Origin of the sequence: Bradyrhizobium sp. CB3481 (assembly GCF_029714305.1) — a bacterium.
Classification (GTDB): Bacteria; Pseudomonadota; Alphaproteobacteria; order Rhizobiales; family Xanthobacteraceae; genus Bradyrhizobium.
In genome coordinates, this window is the sequence record NZ_CP121647.1 from 3,736,157 (window position 1) to 3,751,530 (window position 15,374).

The window sequence follows — 15,374 nt, forward strand, 5'->3', positions numbered from 1 at the left end:
CTACAGGCACGCGTGCCGACGACGATCGCTCGCTCAAACGCATGATTCATGACTCCGCGTTGGGACTCCTTAAGACCCGCTACCAACTTCCTGCTGACACGTACTGCCAACTGTCAAAAAGATTCGGATGATCAACAGTTTTGAATAGCGCATGCGATCAACCGCGATCACATGTGTAGCAGGCGCTGAATTCGATGGCGCGACGAGAAGCGAGGACACGGCGTTGGGCGAATGGGTTGGCGTCGCGATCGCATTGCTATCGAGCTGTCTGGGCGGGACCGCGGCGGCGATCACGCGCTATCTTGCCGGCAACACCGATCCGATCACGCTGGCGATCCTGCGCTGGGGAATCGGCTTCGCTTGCGTGTTGCCGGCGGCGCTACTGCTGAAGGCGCGATGGCCGAAGCGGCAGGATTGGCCTGCCGTCGCCGCCCTCGGCTTCGCCTTCTTCGGTGTGTTCTTTGTCCTTTATAATATCGCGATGTCCTACACGACGGCGGCGCGGGCTTCGCTGGCGCTGGCGACGCTGCCGCTGCACACCATGGTGGTCGGCGCGCTGCTCGGCATCGAGCCGCTGACGAGACGGAAATTGATCGGGGTCTGTATTGCCGTGCTCGGCGTGTCAGCCGCGCTCGCGACCGGATTGTCGGCCGCGCCGCCGGGCGCCTGGCGCGGCGAACTGATCATGACCGCCGCCGTGCTCTGCATGGCGTTCTACAACGTCTGGTCCCGACCGTTCATCCAGCGCTCCAGCGCGCTCGGCTTCCTCACCCTCGGCATGGGGACGGGTGCGCTGGCGCTGGTCGTGGTGAGATCGTTGACCGGAAGCATCGCGGCTTTGAGCCAGTTCGGAGCACCGCAATGGATCGCGGGCGTTTACCTCGGCTTTGCCGGCGGCGCGCTCGCCTTTATCTTGTGGGTCCTGGCGCTGCAACGGGCCTCGCCGACGCGGGTGGCCAATACCATGACGATCAATCCGGTCGCCGCAGCGCTGCTTGCCACCCAGCTCGTCGGCGAGCCGATCACGCCCAACCTTGTGGTCGGGCTGGTCGCCGTGTTTGCGGGTATCTGGATCGCGACCTCGGAGGTCAAGAAGGCGTAGGATTTGCGAAGGTAATGCTGCAACGTCGCTGTCGGCGATAACGATCAAAAATTCGTAAGCCATCATCATTTGCGACATCGTTGAGGTAGATTCAGGCGGCGGACACAGCGGCCGGACCTGCCAACAGTGGAGGAAGCAACGTGACGAGAACAATGGGTTTTGCCCTGGTGCTGTTGACGGGTGCGGTGTCCATCGGAAGCGGCCATGCGCAATCGGGCAGTCCGGGCGTCGAGAAGCTCTACATCTTGAATTGTGGTGAGGGCGTCGCCGGCGACATCTCCCGTTGGTCGCCCGGCGTCAACGAAGGGAAGTCGATGGACTTCGTCGACAATTGCTATTTGATCAAGCATGCGCAGGGCTGGTTCCTCTGGGATACCGGCGTCACCGATGCGGTTGCGGCAATGCCCGGCGGCTTGGCGCCGGCCGATCCGAGGGCGGTTCACTGGCGGCGGCCCAAGACGCTCGCGGCGCAGCTCGATCAGCTCGGCGTAAAGCCCTCCGATCTCAAGGGGATGGCGATTTCTCATACGCATCCCGATCATGTCGGCAATGTCGAGTTGTTCCCAACGACAATGCTGTATGTCCAGAAAGCCGAATATGAGTGGCCCGCCGCCAACAACCAGCCTCGGTTCAAGCCCGAACACCCCGTGACGAAACTGGAAGGCGATCGCGATGTGTTCGGCGACGGTAGCATCACCATTCTTTCCACGCCGGGACATACGCCCGGGCATCAATCATTGCTGGTAAAGCTACCCAGGACTGGCACGGTCGTTCTTTCCGGCGATGCCGTGCATTTCAAAGCCAATTGGGACAATCGCGGCGTGCCCGCCATGAATGTCAGCAAGGATGCGACGCTGGCCTCGATGCAGAAAATATCGGACGTGCTGACGAAAGAAAAAGCGCAGTTATGGATCAACCACGACAAGGCGCAACGCGACGGGTTGAAGATGTCGCCGGAGTACTATGACTGAATGTCAAACCGGCGATAGCGGGTCAGCCGCTCGCATTCCGCTCAGGACGTCGACTGTGCCGCCTGCTTGCGCAGCAGGAACAGTGCGAGCAGCGCCGAGAGGCTGAGCGCGGAGGAGACGATCAGGACCCGCGCGCCCATCGCATCGATCAGGAGGCCGAACAATAGCGGCGCGGCGGCCTGCGCCATCCGCGCCGGCGCTCCGATGATGCCGAGCCTATAGCCGTAATTCTCGGGACCGAAGATCGCGAGCGGCAGCGTGCCGCGGGCGATCGTCAGGATGCCGTTGCCGGAGCCGTGGAACACCGCGAACAGGCTGGCCGCGCCGCCGCCGGCGAGACCGAGGATGGCGGCGCCGATCGGATGCGTGATGCAGGCAAGGCGGGTCGAGACCAGCGGATGGTAGCGGCTGAGAAAGCTGGCCTCGAAGATCCGCGCCGCCACTTGCGCCGGGCCGATCAGCGCGCCGGCGAACACCGCCTGTGTCGTCGTCGCGCCCGCCGCCTCCATCAGGCGCGGCAAATGCGCCGCCATTGCGCCAGTGACGGTCCAGGCCGCGGCAAACACGAAGGCGAGGATGATCATGGTGCGGTCGATCGGGATGTGCGGCTTGACGGCGGCGGCCACCGCCGCCTTGGCGCCTTTCACCGCCGGCAACACCAGCAGGTTCAGCGGCAGCCCAAGCAGGATGTGCGCCGCCGCCCAGGCAAAGCAGGTGTTGCGCCAGCCGATCGTCTCCAGCCCCAGCGCCGACAGCGGCCATCCGACGGTCGAGGCAAAGCCCGCAATCAGCGTGATGCCGGTGATCGAGCGCCGCGCCGCATCGCCATAGATGCGCCCGAGTGCGGCAAAGGCGGCATCATAGAGACCGGCGCTCATGCCGACGCCGAGCAGCAGCCAGGCCATCACGAGCATCGGGATCGATGTCGTGAAGCCGAGCAGCACGAGGCCGGCCGCGAGCAGCAGGTTGGACATCGACAGCACCGAGCGGCCGCCGACCAGGTCGATCTGGCGTCCGATCCGCGGTGCCAGCACCGCGGAAATCACCTGTGATGCGGAGAACGCCGCAAAGATCCAGTTCGAGGAGACGCCGAGATCGCGCGCGATGGAATCGGCAAGGATTGCCGGCAGATAGTAGCTGGATGCCCAGGCCAGCGTTTGCGTCGTGCCGAGTGCGATGATGATGGAAATCTGGCTGCGGTTCACGTCGTCTCTTGCCTCGACCAGTGGAGCGCCAGCGGCCCGAGCAGGATGCCGGTCGCCAGCACGGAAAATGCCGCCATCCAGGCCGACGAACTTTGCGGCCCTCCCGCTGCGTCCAGCGCCACGCCGACAGCCCAGGCGCCGAGTGCGGAAAGGCTGAAGCCGACAGTGGAATGCATCGCCATGGTCGCGCCGCGGTGGTTCGGGTCGGCAGACATCGACATGCCCGAGGTCAACGCGCCGGAATCGGCGGGAACGGTCAGGGCATAGATCAGGATCAGGGGCAGCAGCAGCCACGGTGACTTGTCGGCGAAGAAGCCGATCAGGATCGCCACTGCGGCGGAGGCAAACATCACGGTGGATATGGCGCGATGGCGGCCGAACCGCAGCGCGAGCTCATTGCCAAGGATGCTGGCGGGCATCGCCAGTACGGAGAATACCACGCTGACCACGATCGGCGTCAGGAGCGAAGCGTCCGAACTCCTTGCGGCCACGAACGTCCAGAACGCCACGATCCAGGTCCTGATGCCATACAGCTCGAAGCAATGCGCGCCGTAGCCGAGCACAAATCCCATAGCGCTGCGGTTCCGGAACACGGGCGCGAAATCCAAGAGCTTGCCTGAGGCGGGCGCCGGATTGACCGGGCGCAACAGCAGGCAGACGGTGAGCATGATGAGGGGCCCGACGGCGGTGACAAAAAACGCGCTGCGCCAGCCCCAGGCCTCGGCGACAAGCTGCGAAACCAGAAACGATACGCCGACGCCGAACGAGAAGCTCGAGGTGTACAGCGTGATCGCGCGGGAGGAGTCGCCGGGCGCGAGACGGTCGGTCAGCGCCTTGAGGCCGGGCATATAGGCGCCGGCAAAGCCGACGCCGGCCATCGCGTTGAAAAGGGCGCCGGACCACAGGCCGGTGGCGAACAGGCCGAACAGCAGCGTGCCGAGCGCACTCAACGCCGACCCTGCGATCAGGATTTTCCGCGCGTCGATACGATCCGTGAGCGTTGCCAGCACCGGCACGGTCACCATGTATCCGGCGGCGCCCGAGCCCGCTAGCAGGCCGGCCTGCGCGCCGCTCAGATGCCATTCCGGAATCAGGAATGCGGCGAGAATGGAAGGCACGACGACATGCGGGAGCAGGCTGCCGAGCTGCCCCACGCACATTGCGATAATAACGGATCGGCCCTCCAGATAGATTCTGCTCACTCCCGATCGATCAGGCCGCGCAGCCGCAGCCTGCTTTGCCTTGCTGCTTTGCTTTTTCATCCGCGACGCAACACGCGTCAACATCCGATAATGCAGGGCCGCCGCAACAATTGCTGACCTCTGGCGCGAGCGAGCGACTGCAGACGCCGGTCTCCGGCAGCACCAGCTCGACCCGTTCCGCCGCCGCACGGTCGCCGGCGATGTCGGCGGCGATCGAACGCACCTGTTCGTAACCTGTCAGCATCAGGAAAGTCGGCGCGCGGCCGTAGGATTTCATGCCGGCGAAATAGAAGCCGGGCTCATCCTGCGCCAGTTCGCGCGCGCCATGCGGGCGCACGGTGCCGCAGCTATGCTCGTTCGGATCGATCAGCCGCGCCAGCGCAACCGGGCATTCGATCGCCGGGTCGAGCCGGATGCGCAGCTCGCGCACGAAATCGAGATCGGGGCGGAAACCCGTCGCCACGATCAGTTCATCGGCCATGATTCGCCGGGCGCTGCAGTTCGACATGGCTGCGATGATGAGGCGAGGGCCCTCGGCGATCAGATGCGAAACGCGAAATTCGCTTTGCAGCTCGATCCGGCCGGCGGCCACCAGCGCGGCAAACGCCTCGCCAAGCTGGCCGCGCGCCACCAGCCTGTCGTTGGCGCCGCCGCCGAATGCCTTGGCGGGATCACTGCCGCGCAATAGCCAGATCGGCCGGGTGCTGGGTGCCTGCTCGGCGAGTTTCGCCAGATCGATCAGCGCGCCCACAGCAGAATGGCCCGCGCCGAGCACGGCGACCGTCTTGCCAGCATAGCGCGCGCGTTCCTTGCCGAGCACGTCAGGCATGCCGTAGGCGATTTTGCCCGCGACATCCTGCTCACCGATCGCGGGAAGGCCATTGGCCCCTGCGGGGTTCGGCGAATGCCAGGTGCCGGTTGCATCGATCACCGCATCAGCCTTGATGACCTTGGGGCCCAGTCCGTTCTGGTACCTGATCTCGAACGGCGCCGCTTCGCGGCCCCTGGTCTTCATCTTGTCGAAGCCGGTGCGGCTGATGCCCGTGACGCGGCTTGAGGTCTGGATGTGAGGGGCGAGCGCGGCGTGGGCCGCAAGCGGCTCGAGATAGCGTTCGACCAGTTCGGCGCCGGTTGGGTACTGCTGCGGTTCGGGAGAATTCCAGCCGGTTGTTGCCAGAAGCCGCGCCGCGGCCTTGTCGATGTTGTACTCCCATGGCGAGAACAGCTGGACATGGCCCCATTGCCGCATGGCGTGGCCGACATTTTCTCCAGCTTCCAAAACGATCGGTTGCAAGCCGCGCTCCAGCACATGGGCGGCGGCGGCAAGGCCAACCGGCCCGGCTCCGATGATCGCAACAGTCTTGGCTTCGCTCATAAGTCCTCCCATATAACTAGAAATACCGAAATAGAAGCCGAGAAAAAAGCGGCTGCTAGGCCGCGGTCTTGGTATCAGCGGTCTTGGTATCAGGGCTTTCGGCGCTCTCCGTGCAGCATTCGGCAACCAGAAACCCCACAAGCTCCCGCATCACTTCGTAGTTGGCATGGCAAACCAGCGTCGTCCCCTCGCGCACTTGGTTGATCAGCCCCACCACCATCAGCGCCTTGATGTGGTGGGAGAGGGTGGATGGCGCGATCTTCAGCTTCTCCTGCAGGCGGCCGACGGCGAGGCCGGCGCCGCCGGCGCGGATCAGCGCGCGGTAGATCTTGAGCCGGGTCGGATTGCCCAGTGCTTCGAGATGAGCGGCTGCGTCATCGATTTTCATAACGGCAGGATGACAGCGCGCGGCAAGTCTGTCAACCGTATTTCTAGAATTATAGAAATATGGCGGCGCGCACACAAAGATTGACAGCGACAAATATATCGATAAATCTCGATATATGGATTCTGAACGAACCATTCTTGCGCTGGCCGCGCTGGCCCAGTCGACGCGCCTCGATGTGTTTCGGCTGCTGGCGAAGCATGAGCCCGACGGGCTGGCTGCCGGCGACATCGCCAAGAAGCTGGCGGTCCCGCAGAACACCATGTCTTCGCACCTGTCGATCCTGTCTCGGGCGAAGCTCGTGACGGCGCGCCGCGTCAGCCGCTCGATCTTCTATCGTGCCGATCTCAAGGCCTTTCAGGCCGTGGTCGTGTTCATGCTGCGCGATTGCTGCGACGGACGCCCCGAAATCTGCGGGCCATTGATTGAAGACCTCACGCCTTGTTGTCCGCCGAAGACAAGGAGGAAAGCCCATGTCTGAACGCCTCTACAACGTGCTCTTCCTGTGTACTGGAAACACAGCTCGTTCGATTCTGGCGGAATCGATCCTGCGCAAGGAGGGCCGCCGCAATTTTCGCGCATTCTCCGCAGGGAGCCAGCCGAAGGGCGTGGTCAATCCGTTCGCGATCAAGGTGCTCAACCGCCTCGATTACCCGACGGAAGGGTTGCGTTCGAAGAGTTGGGAGGAGTTCGCCCGCAGCGATGCGCCCGTGATGGATTTCGTCTTCACGGTTTGCGACAATGCCGCGGGCGAATCCTGTCCGGTTTGGCCCGGACAGCCGATGACCGCGCATTGGGGCATCGAAGATCCGGCGGCGGTCGAGGGAACGAATATCGAGAAAGAATCGGCCTTCGTCGCGGCGTTTCGCTATCTCAAGAATCGAATTGCCGCCTTCACCAGCCTGCCGCTGCAAAGCATCGACAAATTGTCGCTTGGCACCAGGCTGCGCGACATTGGCCGCGGCGAGGGCGCTACCTCTGGTCGGAACAGGGCATCCTGATGCAGGAATTCGATCTGCCACGCCGGCTCGCAGCCGAAGCATTGGGGACCGCGATTTTAGTCGCAACCGTGGTCGGCTCCGGCGTAATGGCCGAGACCTTGACCAAGGATGTTGCGCTGGCGCTGCTCGGCAACACGCTGCCGACCGGCGCCATCCTCGTCGTGCTCATCACCATTCTCGGACCTGTTTCCGGCGCGCATTTCAATCCGGCCGTATCGCTGGTCTTTGCCTTGAAGGGCGAGCTGACCCCGCGCGAGACGCCGCTTTACATCCTTGCGCAGATTGCCGGCGGCATTGCCGGGACCGTGATCGCGCATGGGATGTTCGCGCTGCCTTTGATCGACGTCTCGCTGAAGATGCGAACCGGCGGTGCGCAATGGTTTGCCGAAGCTGTCGCGGCGTTCGGCTTGATCGCGACTATTTTGGGCGGCATCAGGTTCAATCTCGCCGCTGTGCCCTGGCTGGTCGGTCTCTATATCACCGCGGCCTATTGGTTCACGGCATCCACCTCGTTCGCCAATCCGGCCGTGGCAATCGCCCGCGCCTTGACCAACACGTTCTCGGGCATTCGTCCCGTGGACCTTCCCGGTTTCATCGTGGCCGAAACCTGTGGGGCGCTTGTTGCGTTGGCGGTCATGGGCTGGCTGCTCGGTGGGTCAGCAATCAAGGAGGCGCGGCCATGACCGTCACGATCTATCACAACCCCGCCTGCGGCACCTCGCGCAACACGCTCGCCATGATCCGGCAGAGCGGCGAGGAGCCGGAGATAATCGAGTATCTGAAGACGCCGCCGGGCCGCGCACGGCTGGTCGAATTGATCAACGCGCTCGGCATTACGCCGCGTGAGCTGCTTCGCGAGAAGGGCACGCCCTATGCCGAGCTGGGCCTTGCCGATCCCAAGTGGAGCGACGACGAGCTGATCGATTTCATGCTGGCGCATCCGATCCTGATCCAGCGGCCGATCGTGGTGACGGCCAAGGGCGTGCGCGTGTGCCGGCCGTCGGAGCTGGTGCTCGACCTGCTCGATAAGCCCGTCGAGTCCTTCGTCAAGGAAGACGGCGAGGCGGTGACGCGCGCAAAGCCGGTCTGATGTTTCTCGCGTCCCGGACGCGGTGCGGCACGCAGTGACGCGCCGCAGAGCCGGGACCCGTGCCTGACACATGGACCCCGGATCAGCAGCGCATCACCACAGCGCGTCTAAGACGCGCGTAAACGCGCTTACGGCGCTGCGCAGAGTCCGGGGAATGTTGGCCGGCATCAGCCTTCCACCCGTCACGATTGCACGGCATAATGGCCGCATGGAACTCACGCCCCGTCTACGCCTGACGAACTGGCTGGTCAGCCAGGGCCTCACCGGCTTGCCCGAAAACGATTTGATCCGCGGCTTCTGCGAGCGCTGCTGCGCCGAAGGTCTGCACGTCTCGCGCGGCATGGTCTTCATCGACACGCTGCACCCGATCTTCGAAGGGCGCGGCTTTCGCTGGAACGATGCCGAAACCAACGAGAGCGACGTCTTCGAATATGGTTCGACCAATGAGGGCGAAGCCGCGGAGGCCTGGCGCAGCTCGATCTTCTATCACATGCTCGAACAGGGCTTTTCCGAGTTGCCGATCGACCTCGCTGACCGGGCGGTCCAGCGCTTCAAGTTCGTCAACGAACTCGCCGACAAGGGGCATAAGCACCTCGTCGCCTATGTGCACCAGTTCGGCGAGGCCGGCACCATGGGGCAGATGGACTGCGTCTATTCCTATTGGGTGACCCGGCGCGACGAGGGGTTTGGTACGCAGGGGCTGGCGGCGCTGCGCGACCTCGTGCCCGTGCTCGGGCTCGCGATCAAATCCGCAGCACAGGCCGACATCACCAAGACACTGGGGCGGGTCTATCTCGGGCGCGACACCGCCGAGCAGGTGCTGCGCGGCCGCATGACGCGCGGTATCACCGAGCAGATCAACACGGTGCTGTGGTTCTCCGATCTGCGCGGCTCGACCGCGATCAGCGAGAGCATCGATCCCGGCGAGATCATTCCGTTCCTGAACGATTATGCGGAGGCCTCGATCGACGCCATCCATGACGCCGGCGGCGAGGTGCTGAAACTGATCGGCGATGGCGTGCTGGCGATGTTCACCCATGAGAACATGGCAAAGGCCAAGCGCGCCGCGCTGCGCGCCGAGCATCGCTTCCGCCGCAACATGAGGACGCTCAACGCCCGCCGCAGCGCGGAGGGCCGCCCCGCGACCTCGGCCCATGTCGGGCTGCATGTCGGCGAGGTCTTTTATGGCAATATCGGCAGCGACGACCGGCTCGACTTTACCGTGGTGGGGCCGGCGGTGAACGAGGTCAGCCGCATCGCCTCGATGTGCCGTTCGGTCGACCGTGAGCTCCTGGTGTCATCGGCATTCCGCAACGGGCTCGACGCCGCCGGACGAAACTACCTGGTCTCTACCGGCCGCTATGCGCTACGCGGCATCGGCCGCGCGCAGGATTTGTATACGCTCGATCCTGACATCGCGGCGGACGAGGTCGTGGCGGGGAAGTACGAGCGGTATCTGACGTCATAGCTCCTTTCGGCATTGATGCACGTCAAGGCATGTGACTCCGCTGCGGTCTTAACTGGCGAGAGAGGTGCAAACCGCATGTCAGCAACTGAGATCGCTACACGTCATTTCTCCACCGCCATTGCGGATGCGGAGGGCGCGGGCCTCGGGCCCGACAGCGTCTTTCGCGCGCTGCTCGGCCTTCTGGTCGCGAAATATCTCGAGAGCCGCTCGGTCGCCGACGTTCAGTCGGAGCTGCGCTTTGTCGCCGACAATTGCGATCCCGACACCGATTTCATGTTCATGCGGCCGTGAGCGCGCTTAACGACGCTCGGCAAAGCCGCTTGGTGTCTCCCGTGCCCCGGACGCGGCGCAGCACGAAGTGATGCGCTGCAGAGCCGGGGCCCATTTTAACGGGCTCTGGGTCCCGGCTCTGCGGTGCATCGCTGCAGAAGCGCTGCACCGCGTCCGGGACACCAACACTCTCCTCGGCTAGCACCCTGCCGGTTCGCCGACCATCTCCGGCTGCTGCGCCAGCGCGACGGCGGGCGACACCCAGATCACCAGCGCCTGCGCGGCGAAGATCGCGGCGGCCAGATAGAGGCAGGCTTCTGCGCCATAGAGTCCGCCGACGATGGCCCCTAACGCCGAGCCGAGCGGCCGGGCGCCATAGCTCATGATGTTGATGGCGGAGACGCGGCCGAGCAGCGATGGCGGCGTCACCGATTGCCGCAGCGTCGTCGTCGAGATCACCCACAGGATCGGGCCGGCGCCGAGCAGGAAGAAGCTGAGGCCCGCGAGCCACGGCACCGGCAGAAGCGTGGTCAGCGCCATGATGGCGGCGGCGATGAAGCCAGTGATCGGGCCGAGCCCGATCACGGTGCCGAAGGCGAGCCGCGCCATCACCCGCGTCGCCGCGAGCGCGCCGACCACCATGCCGACGCCATACATCCCAAGCGTCACGCCGACGCCGGTGGCGGACAGTCCGAGATGGCGCACGGCATAGGGCACGAACACCGCCAGCAGCAGGAACGACGCCGTATTGAAGATGAACTGCGTGATGAACACCGGCCGCAGCAACGCATGGTGCAGCACGAAAGCGGCGCCTTCCCTGATCTCCTGCAGCGGATGGCGGCGTGGGGCCGGCGCGCGCGCCGGCTCATGGATCCCCGACAGCAGCACGACGGCAATCACCGATAGCGCCGCGGCAACGCCGAAGGCCGGTGCGGCGCCGACCCAGCCGACCAGTACGCCGCCGAGCGCCGGGCCGCTGGCGAATGCGATAGTGCGCGCCAGCTCGATCCGTGCATTGGCCGCCGGCAATTGCTCAGATGTCACCAGCGACGGCACCAGCGCCGGCGCGGCGACGCTGTAGGCGACTGTGCCGCAGACCGCGATGAAGCCGAGCAGCGATAGCAGCGGCAGCGTCATCGACCCGAGCCAGAGCAGGAGCAGGATTCCGGCAAGCGCCGCGGCCCGCAGCGCCTCGGAGGCGACCATCACAAAGCGCCGCGAAATGCGGTCGGCGAGGAGGCCGGCGGGGATCGCGAACAGGATGAAGGGCAGCGTCAACGCGGTCTGCAACAGGCCGGTCTGGCCTTCGCCGACCTCGAGCAGCAGCACCGCCACGATTGGCGCCGCGGCCAGCGCAATCTGCTCGGCCGATTGGGCCGCGAGGTTGGACCAGGCCAGGCGGTTGAAGGTTTTCGGCAGGCGCGGCGTGTCGACAGTGGACATGGCAAATTCCCTGAGATTCGATACCTCCATTGTCCGAGCTCAGGAGGATCGAACCCACCCGTTTCCCGACAAAGGCAGAGGCGCGCCAACGCAAGAAAAAGGCCCGCCGCGAAAAATGCGGCAGGCCTCTTTCGATTTGATGGAACGATCGAAGTTCCCGGAGGCCTTACGATTTCGGACCGAGCGTGGCCTTGCCCGTTCCCGAGATCGTCGTGGGCGGGGATATCACGTCATCATCAAGATCAGATTCGATCGCGGGCGGTTCGGCCGGATTGGCCAATTGCTGCGCAGCCAACGCATTCGTCAGGCTGGTCAGCGCGTCCGGGCCTGCGGCAAAGCCGCCTTCGGCGAGGATCTTGTCGATGATCGGCTTGAAGGCCGAGACCGACAACAACTGCGCCGCAAGGCCATCGCCGAGGCCAAGGCCATTGCTGTGACCGTTCATCGCGCCGTTTCCGCCGCCACGGCCGAGCATGCCGCCGGTGTCGAAAATGCGGATGTCCGAAATCTTCTCGATCGGCTTGACCGCTTCGGCGAGCGCGCTCGGGATCACGTTGATGCGCGCCATGGTGAGATCGTAGTCGACCAGCGCCTGGCTGAGCTTGTTGCGCGCTTCCGCCTTCAGCGCGGCGACCTCGGCCTCGGCCTGACCGAGCGATTTGACGCCGGCGGCGCGGGTGGTCGCGGCATCGGCGTCGGCTTTGGCCAGCATGGTGATGGCTTCCGCTTTGTTGGTCGCGGCCTGGTTCTCGGCTTCCGCCATCACGGTGATCGGCATCGCCTCGGTCTCGGCCGCCTTGCGCGCCGCGATCACGTTGATGATCTTGTCGCGCTCGGCGATTTCGACCGCCTTGGCGGTGGTGACCTTTTCCTCCGCCGCAATCGCCAGCGCCCGCGCGGTTTCGGCAACCGTCTGCGCCTCTGACTGCTCCTTGCTCTTGTTGGCGACCGCAATGGCGCTTTCCTGCGCCACGATTTGCAGGTCGCGCTCCATTTCGGTGTTGCGGCGCTTCACCGCCAGATCGGCCTCGATCTTGCGGGTGTCGCGCGCCTGGTTGGCCTCGGTCTGCTTGTTGGCGACCGCCAGCTCCTGTTGAATGCGATACTCCGCCTCGTTTTGCAGCGCGGTCTGCTCGACCTGCGCGGTCTGCGCGCGCATCGCCGCCGTCTTGTTGGCGATGTCGCGCTGCTGCGCCAGCTCCGCCTCGCGCTTGGTGGCCTCGATGGTCAGCGTGGTCTGGCGTGCCACGAGGTCCTGCTGCGCGATGTTGACCTCGGTGGTGCGGACGATCTGGTTGCGCTCCTGCTCACGCTCCCTTGTGATCTTGGTCAGCGTCGTCAGGCCGTGGGCGTCGAAGAAATTGCTCGGGTTGAAATGCTTGATGTCGCTCTGGTCGAGCCGGGTCAGCGACACCGATTCAAGCTCGAGGCCGTTGTTCTGGATGTCGGCGCCGACCGCGTCCTGCACCGATTTGACGAAGGTGGCGCGCTGCTCCTGCAGCTCTTCGAGATGCATGGTGGCCGCGACCGAGCGCAGGCCGTCGACGAACTTGGCTTCGATCAGCTCGCGCAGCTCGCCGGCATTGTTGGTGCGGCTGCCGAGCGTCTGCGCGGCGAGCGCGATCGAGGAGGTGTCGGGTTTGACGCGCAGGTAGAATTCGGCGCCGATGTCGACGCGCATGCGGTCCTTGGTGATCATCGAATCCGGACCGCCGCGGGCGACTTCCAGCCGCAGCGTCTTCAGATTGACCGCGGCGACCGAGTGGAACACCGGCAGCACGATCGAGCCGCCGTCGAGCACGACCTTCTGTCCGCCGAGACCGGTGCGGACATAGGCTTCGTCACGGGTGGAGCGGCGATAAAGTTTGGCAAGCAGCAGGCCGATAACAAGAACGACGATGACGCCAATGGTGACGGGTATTGCAAGTTCCCACATGTGTTAGGCCCTGTCTGAATGTTGTTGCGCAATGAGGTCGGCGGGGGCGGAAATGGCAATAAAGCTCTTGGCGTCACGGTCGACCAGCAGCACGCTGGCGCCGACCGGGAGCGGTGCGGAATTGGGACTGGCGCGCGCCACCAGAGAATGCCAGTTGCCGAAGACATCCTTGAGACGGACGCGGCCGGGCAATCCCTGGTCGAGCGGCCCGACCGAGACCTCGGCGACCTTGCCGACGAAGTCGGCGTTATCAACCGCATAGGTCTCGTCGCGCGGGATGATGCGGGCGATGCCGCGGCTGGTGACGCGGATGGCCGGAAGGCTGACGGCCGCGGCAGCCAGCGCCGCGATCGGGGCCGGGAGGGAGAGCCCCGCACCATGGGCGAGACCCTGCAGGAAGAAGCCTGCGATCGAGAATAGGCCGAGTGCGAGGATGATCAGGACCAGCAGCGGCAACCGGCCCGCGTTGACCCACAGAAACATGCCACCGAGGCCGCTGTCGCTGTCGGCTTCGACCGCAAAATCCTTGCCGAGGAGTTCGCTGATCGAAAATCCGACCAGCGTCGTCAGCAATTCGATGCCGCCGAGCGCCAGCATGATTCCGGCGGCAATTGCAAAGGGACGTACATCGGGCGCCAGCAGCAGGTCGGATACTGCACTCATTGCTGCGATTTGATCCTTTCAAGTCTTGCTGCGATTTCCTTTTCGCGATGCAGCCGGTCGAGTTCGTCGAGCTCCTTGTCGCCGAGCACGCTGGAAGCGGGCACACCCGTTACGCGTGCAATCGCTGCCATCGCGCGGTCGGCGCTTACCGTTTTAGTCGTGGGAACCCCGCGTCCGGTTTCAAGAGGCGCTTGCTGCACAAGGCTCGCCTCGAGATCGGCGAGGCGGACCTCCGCTTCACGTCGCGCGCCAAGCATCGCCTGCAAGGCCTTGGTCTGCTCATCGATTTCGAGTTCGACGAAATCCATCGCGCGCTCGAGCGCGATGGTCTGCGATTCCAGATCAATTTGCCGTGCGACGCCGGCGCGCGCGAGATCCTCGCGATTTTCTGCAATCGCGAGACGGATTTTTTCCGTTAACGCCGACACTTCGGCGTCGAGCTCCTCGCGCCGCCGCTTCAGGCGGAATTCCTCGGCACGCGATTTGCCGAGCGCGTAACGCGCTTCGTCGGCGCCAGCATCGATTTCGCGGATCGCCTGCTTGACCAGCGCGACCTTGTTGCTGTTCTCGGCGTTGTCGATGGTCTGGCTGGCAATGGCGGCAAGAAGCCGGCCCATACGTGCAAGAATGCCTTCGTGAAGCATGGTCTTCTCCTCCGGTTGGACTGATTTCGATTTGACGGCGATCTGAATTTCGTAGTCATGACCGTCCGAGACCAGGTGAGCCGGGAAGGGGCTTTCCCAGCCGGCAACGTAGCCCGGCACATCGAACGGCACCAAGACACGTCCTTGGACAGTGCTAATGGTCAGTGAAGTTGGTCCCTTGATCGCAAACAACTTGTCGTCGAGCGGAATCCTGCGCACCGCTGCGTCAGCCACGTAGCTGGCGCGGTCGCGCAGCCCGAGCGTCACAAGGCGCGCCGGCAGGCCGGTCTCGGTGCGGATTCTTTCGTAAGCCTGGGCGTGAAGGGCCACGAGGTTGGCGCCGACGGGCGCGACCTCGGCAAGGATCGCCATCATCCGGTCGTAGGCGGCAAAGGTCGCCTCGATGGCGGCGATGCCGGCCTCGTCGGGGGTGAGGGCGTATCGCAGCGTGGCCGTTGGGGTTTCGACCGGGAGCTTGATCATGGCAACGATCATAAAGTACTTCCCCAGTACTTTCTAGCCGAGGCGCCGGTATCATTTTCGTGATCGCTAGATGCAGTTGCAAATGAGTTGCAATAAGGACGAATATCGGCCATCTTGTCGCAATGGACGCCCGAAC

General features: G+C 64.2%; 17 protein-coding genes. 9 read left to right on the plus strand and 8 right to left on the minus strand.

The window, feature by feature from the left end; translation table 11 throughout:
- Positions 1-223 precede the first annotated feature (223 nt).
- Together QA643_RS18110 and QA643_RS18115 are read left to right on the plus strand one after the other, a co-directional pair.
- On the plus strand, positions 224-1,102 hold the full coding sequence (locus QA643_RS18110) for a DMT family transporter (protein WP_283034440.1): 879 nt from the start codon (positions 224-226) through the stop codon (positions 1,100-1,102).
- Between the two features lie 152 nt (positions 1,103-1,254).
- Positions 1,255-2,073: an N-acyl homoserine lactonase family protein gene (locus tag QA643_RS18115; protein WP_283034844.1), complete on the plus strand. Its 819-nt coding sequence runs from the start codon at positions 1,255-1,257 to the stop codon at positions 2,071-2,073.
- 41 nt (positions 2,074-2,114) lie between these two features.
- Here the strand turns inward: QA643_RS18115 and QA643_RS18120 are convergent, their stop codons facing one another.
- From QA643_RS18120 to QA643_RS18135, 4 genes are read right to left on the minus strand one after another with little or no spacing between them, the layout of a single operon-like run.
- Entirely contained in the window at positions 2,115-3,278 is a 1,164-nt protein-coding gene (locus QA643_RS18120) for an MFS transporter (RefSeq protein ID WP_283034441.1), read from the minus strand.
- On the minus strand, positions 3,275-4,438 hold the full coding sequence (locus QA643_RS18125) for an MFS transporter (RefSeq protein WP_283034845.1): 1,164 nt from the start codon (positions 4,436-4,438) through the stop codon (positions 3,275-3,277). The genes QA643_RS18120 and QA643_RS18125 overlap by 4 nt, the downstream gene beginning before the upstream one ends.
- 52 nt (positions 4,439-4,490) lie before the next feature.
- Positions 4,491-5,855 carry an NAD(P)-binding domain-containing protein gene (locus QA643_RS18130; RefSeq protein WP_283034442.1) on the minus strand — a complete coding sequence of 455 codons (1,365 nt, stop codon included), beginning with the start codon at positions 5,853-5,855 and terminating at the stop codon, positions 4,491-4,493.
- Between the two features lie 55 nt (positions 5,856-5,910).
- Positions 5,911-6,243: a metalloregulator ArsR/SmtB family transcription factor gene (locus QA643_RS18135; RefSeq protein ID WP_283034443.1), complete on the minus strand. Its 333-nt coding sequence runs from the start codon at positions 6,241-6,243 to the stop codon at positions 5,911-5,913.
- A 115-nt stretch (positions 6,244-6,358) separates the two neighbouring features.
- On the opposite strand from QA643_RS18135, the gene QA643_RS18140 reads away from it, so the two are divergent.
- The 6 genes from QA643_RS18140 (at position 6,359) to QA643_RS18165 (ending at position 10,090) form a co-directional block, all read left to right on the plus strand.
- Positions 6,359-6,721 (plus strand): metalloregulator ArsR/SmtB family transcription factor, encoded by a 363-nt coding sequence (locus QA643_RS18140; protein WP_283034444.1) that lies wholly within the window; start codon positions 6,359-6,361, stop codon positions 6,719-6,721.
- A complete protein-coding gene (locus QA643_RS18145; protein ID WP_283034445.1) occupies positions 6,714-7,241 on the plus strand; it encodes an arsenate reductase ArsC in 528 nt (175 codons plus the stop codon). The genes QA643_RS18140 and QA643_RS18145 overlap by 8 nt, the downstream gene beginning before the upstream one ends.
- A complete protein-coding gene (locus QA643_RS18150; protein ID WP_283034446.1) occupies positions 7,241-7,924 on the plus strand; it encodes an MIP/aquaporin family protein in 684 nt (227 codons plus the stop codon). Before QA643_RS18145 ends, QA643_RS18150 begins: the two co-directional genes overlap by 1 nt.
- Positions 7,921-8,331, plus strand: a complete 411-nt coding sequence (gene arsC / locus QA643_RS18155; RefSeq protein WP_283034447.1) for an arsenate reductase (glutaredoxin) — start codon at positions 7,921-7,923, stop codon at positions 8,329-8,331. The genes QA643_RS18150 and arsC overlap by 4 nt, the downstream gene beginning before the upstream one ends.
- 208 nt (positions 8,332-8,539) lie before the next feature.
- A complete protein-coding gene (locus tag QA643_RS18160) occupies positions 8,540-9,799 on the plus strand; it encodes an adenylate/guanylate cyclase domain-containing protein (RefSeq protein WP_283034448.1) in 1,260 nt (419 codons plus the stop codon).
- A 75-nt stretch (positions 9,800-9,874) separates the two neighbouring features.
- The gene (locus QA643_RS18165) at positions 9,875-10,090 is read left to right on the plus strand and encodes a hypothetical protein (protein WP_283034449.1); all 216 of its coding nucleotides are present in this window, start codon (positions 9,875-9,877) and stop codon (positions 10,088-10,090) included.
- A gap of 177 nt (positions 10,091-10,267) precedes the next feature.
- Here QA643_RS18165 and QA643_RS18170 read toward each other — a convergent pair whose 3' ends face one another.
- The 4 genes from QA643_RS18170 to QA643_RS18185 form a co-directional block, all read right to left on the minus strand.
- Positions 10,268-11,512 carry an MFS transporter gene (locus QA643_RS18170; RefSeq protein WP_283034450.1) on the minus strand — a complete coding sequence of 415 codons (1,245 nt, stop codon included), beginning with the start codon at positions 11,510-11,512 and terminating at the stop codon, positions 10,268-10,270.
- A gap of 166 nt (positions 11,513-11,678) precedes the next feature.
- Complete coding sequence (locus tag QA643_RS18175) at positions 11,679-13,448, minus strand: flotillin domain-containing protein (protein ID WP_283034451.1); 1,770 nt, start codon at positions 13,446-13,448, stop codon at positions 11,679-11,681.
- 3 nt (positions 13,449-13,451) lie between these two features.
- Positions 13,452-14,111: an OB-fold-containig protein gene (locus QA643_RS18180; RefSeq protein WP_283034452.1), complete on the minus strand. Its 660-nt coding sequence runs from the start codon at positions 14,109-14,111 to the stop codon at positions 13,452-13,454.
- On the minus strand, positions 14,108-15,022 hold the full coding sequence (locus QA643_RS18185) for a PspA/IM30 family protein (protein WP_283034453.1): 915 nt from the start codon (positions 15,020-15,022) through the stop codon (positions 14,108-14,110). The genes QA643_RS18180 and QA643_RS18185 overlap by 4 nt, the downstream gene beginning before the upstream one ends.
- Before the next feature lie 51 nt (positions 15,023-15,073).
- On the opposite strand from QA643_RS18185, the gene QA643_RS18190 reads away from it, so the two are divergent.
- On the plus strand, positions 15,074-15,301 hold the full coding sequence (locus QA643_RS18190) for a hypothetical protein (RefSeq protein WP_283034454.1): 228 nt from the start codon (positions 15,074-15,076) through the stop codon (positions 15,299-15,301).
- Positions 15,302-15,374 lie beyond the last annotated feature (73 nt).

What these genes read in the sequence shown, in the direction of transcription:
- QA643_RS18170 (WP_283034450.1), bottom strand. Translation starts at nt 11,512, where the DNA reads ATGTCCACTGTCGACACGCCGCGCCTGCCGAAAACCTTCAACCGCCTG.
- QA643_RS18150 (WP_283034446.1), top strand. Translation starts at nt 7,241, where the DNA reads ATGCAGGAATTCGATCTGCCACGCCGGCTCGCAGCCGAAGCATTGGGG.
- QA643_RS18175 (WP_283034451.1), bottom strand. Translation starts at nt 13,448, where the DNA reads ATGTGGGAACTTGCAATACCCGTCACCATTGGCGTCATCGTCGTTCTT.
- QA643_RS18115 (WP_283034844.1), top strand. Translation starts at nt 1,255, where the DNA reads ATGGGTTTTGCCCTGGTGCTGTTGACGGGTGCGGTGTCCATCGGAAGC.
- QA643_RS18130 (WP_283034442.1), bottom strand. Translation starts at nt 5,855, where the DNA reads ATGAGCGAAGCCAAGACTGTTGCGATCATCGGAGCCGGGCCGGTTGGC.
- QA643_RS18140 (WP_283034444.1), top strand. Translation starts at nt 6,359, where the DNA reads ATGGATTCTGAACGAACCATTCTTGCGCTGGCCGCGCTGGCCCAGTCG.
- arsC (WP_283034447.1), top strand. Translation starts at nt 7,921, where the DNA reads ATGACCGTCACGATCTATCACAACCCCGCCTGCGGCACCTCGCGCAAC.
- QA643_RS18180 (WP_283034452.1), bottom strand. Translation starts at nt 14,111, where the DNA reads ATGAGTGCAGTATCCGACCTGCTGCTGGCGCCCGATGTACGTCCCTTT.
- QA643_RS18160 (WP_283034448.1), top strand. Translation starts at nt 8,540, where the DNA reads ATGGAACTCACGCCCCGTCTACGCCTGACGAACTGGCTGGTCAGCCAG.
- QA643_RS18145 (WP_283034445.1), top strand. Translation starts at nt 6,714, where the DNA reads ATGTCTGAACGCCTCTACAACGTGCTCTTCCTGTGTACTGGAAACACA.
- QA643_RS18125 (WP_283034845.1), bottom strand. Translation starts at nt 4,438, where the DNA reads ATGTGCGTGGGGCAGCTCGGCAGCCTGCTCCCGCATGTCGTCGTGCCT.
- QA643_RS18165 (WP_283034449.1), top strand. Translation starts at nt 9,875, where the DNA reads ATGTCAGCAACTGAGATCGCTACACGTCATTTCTCCACCGCCATTGCG.
- QA643_RS18135 (WP_283034443.1), bottom strand. Translation starts at nt 6,243, where the DNA reads ATGAAAATCGATGACGCAGCCGCTCATCTCGAAGCACTGGGCAATCCG.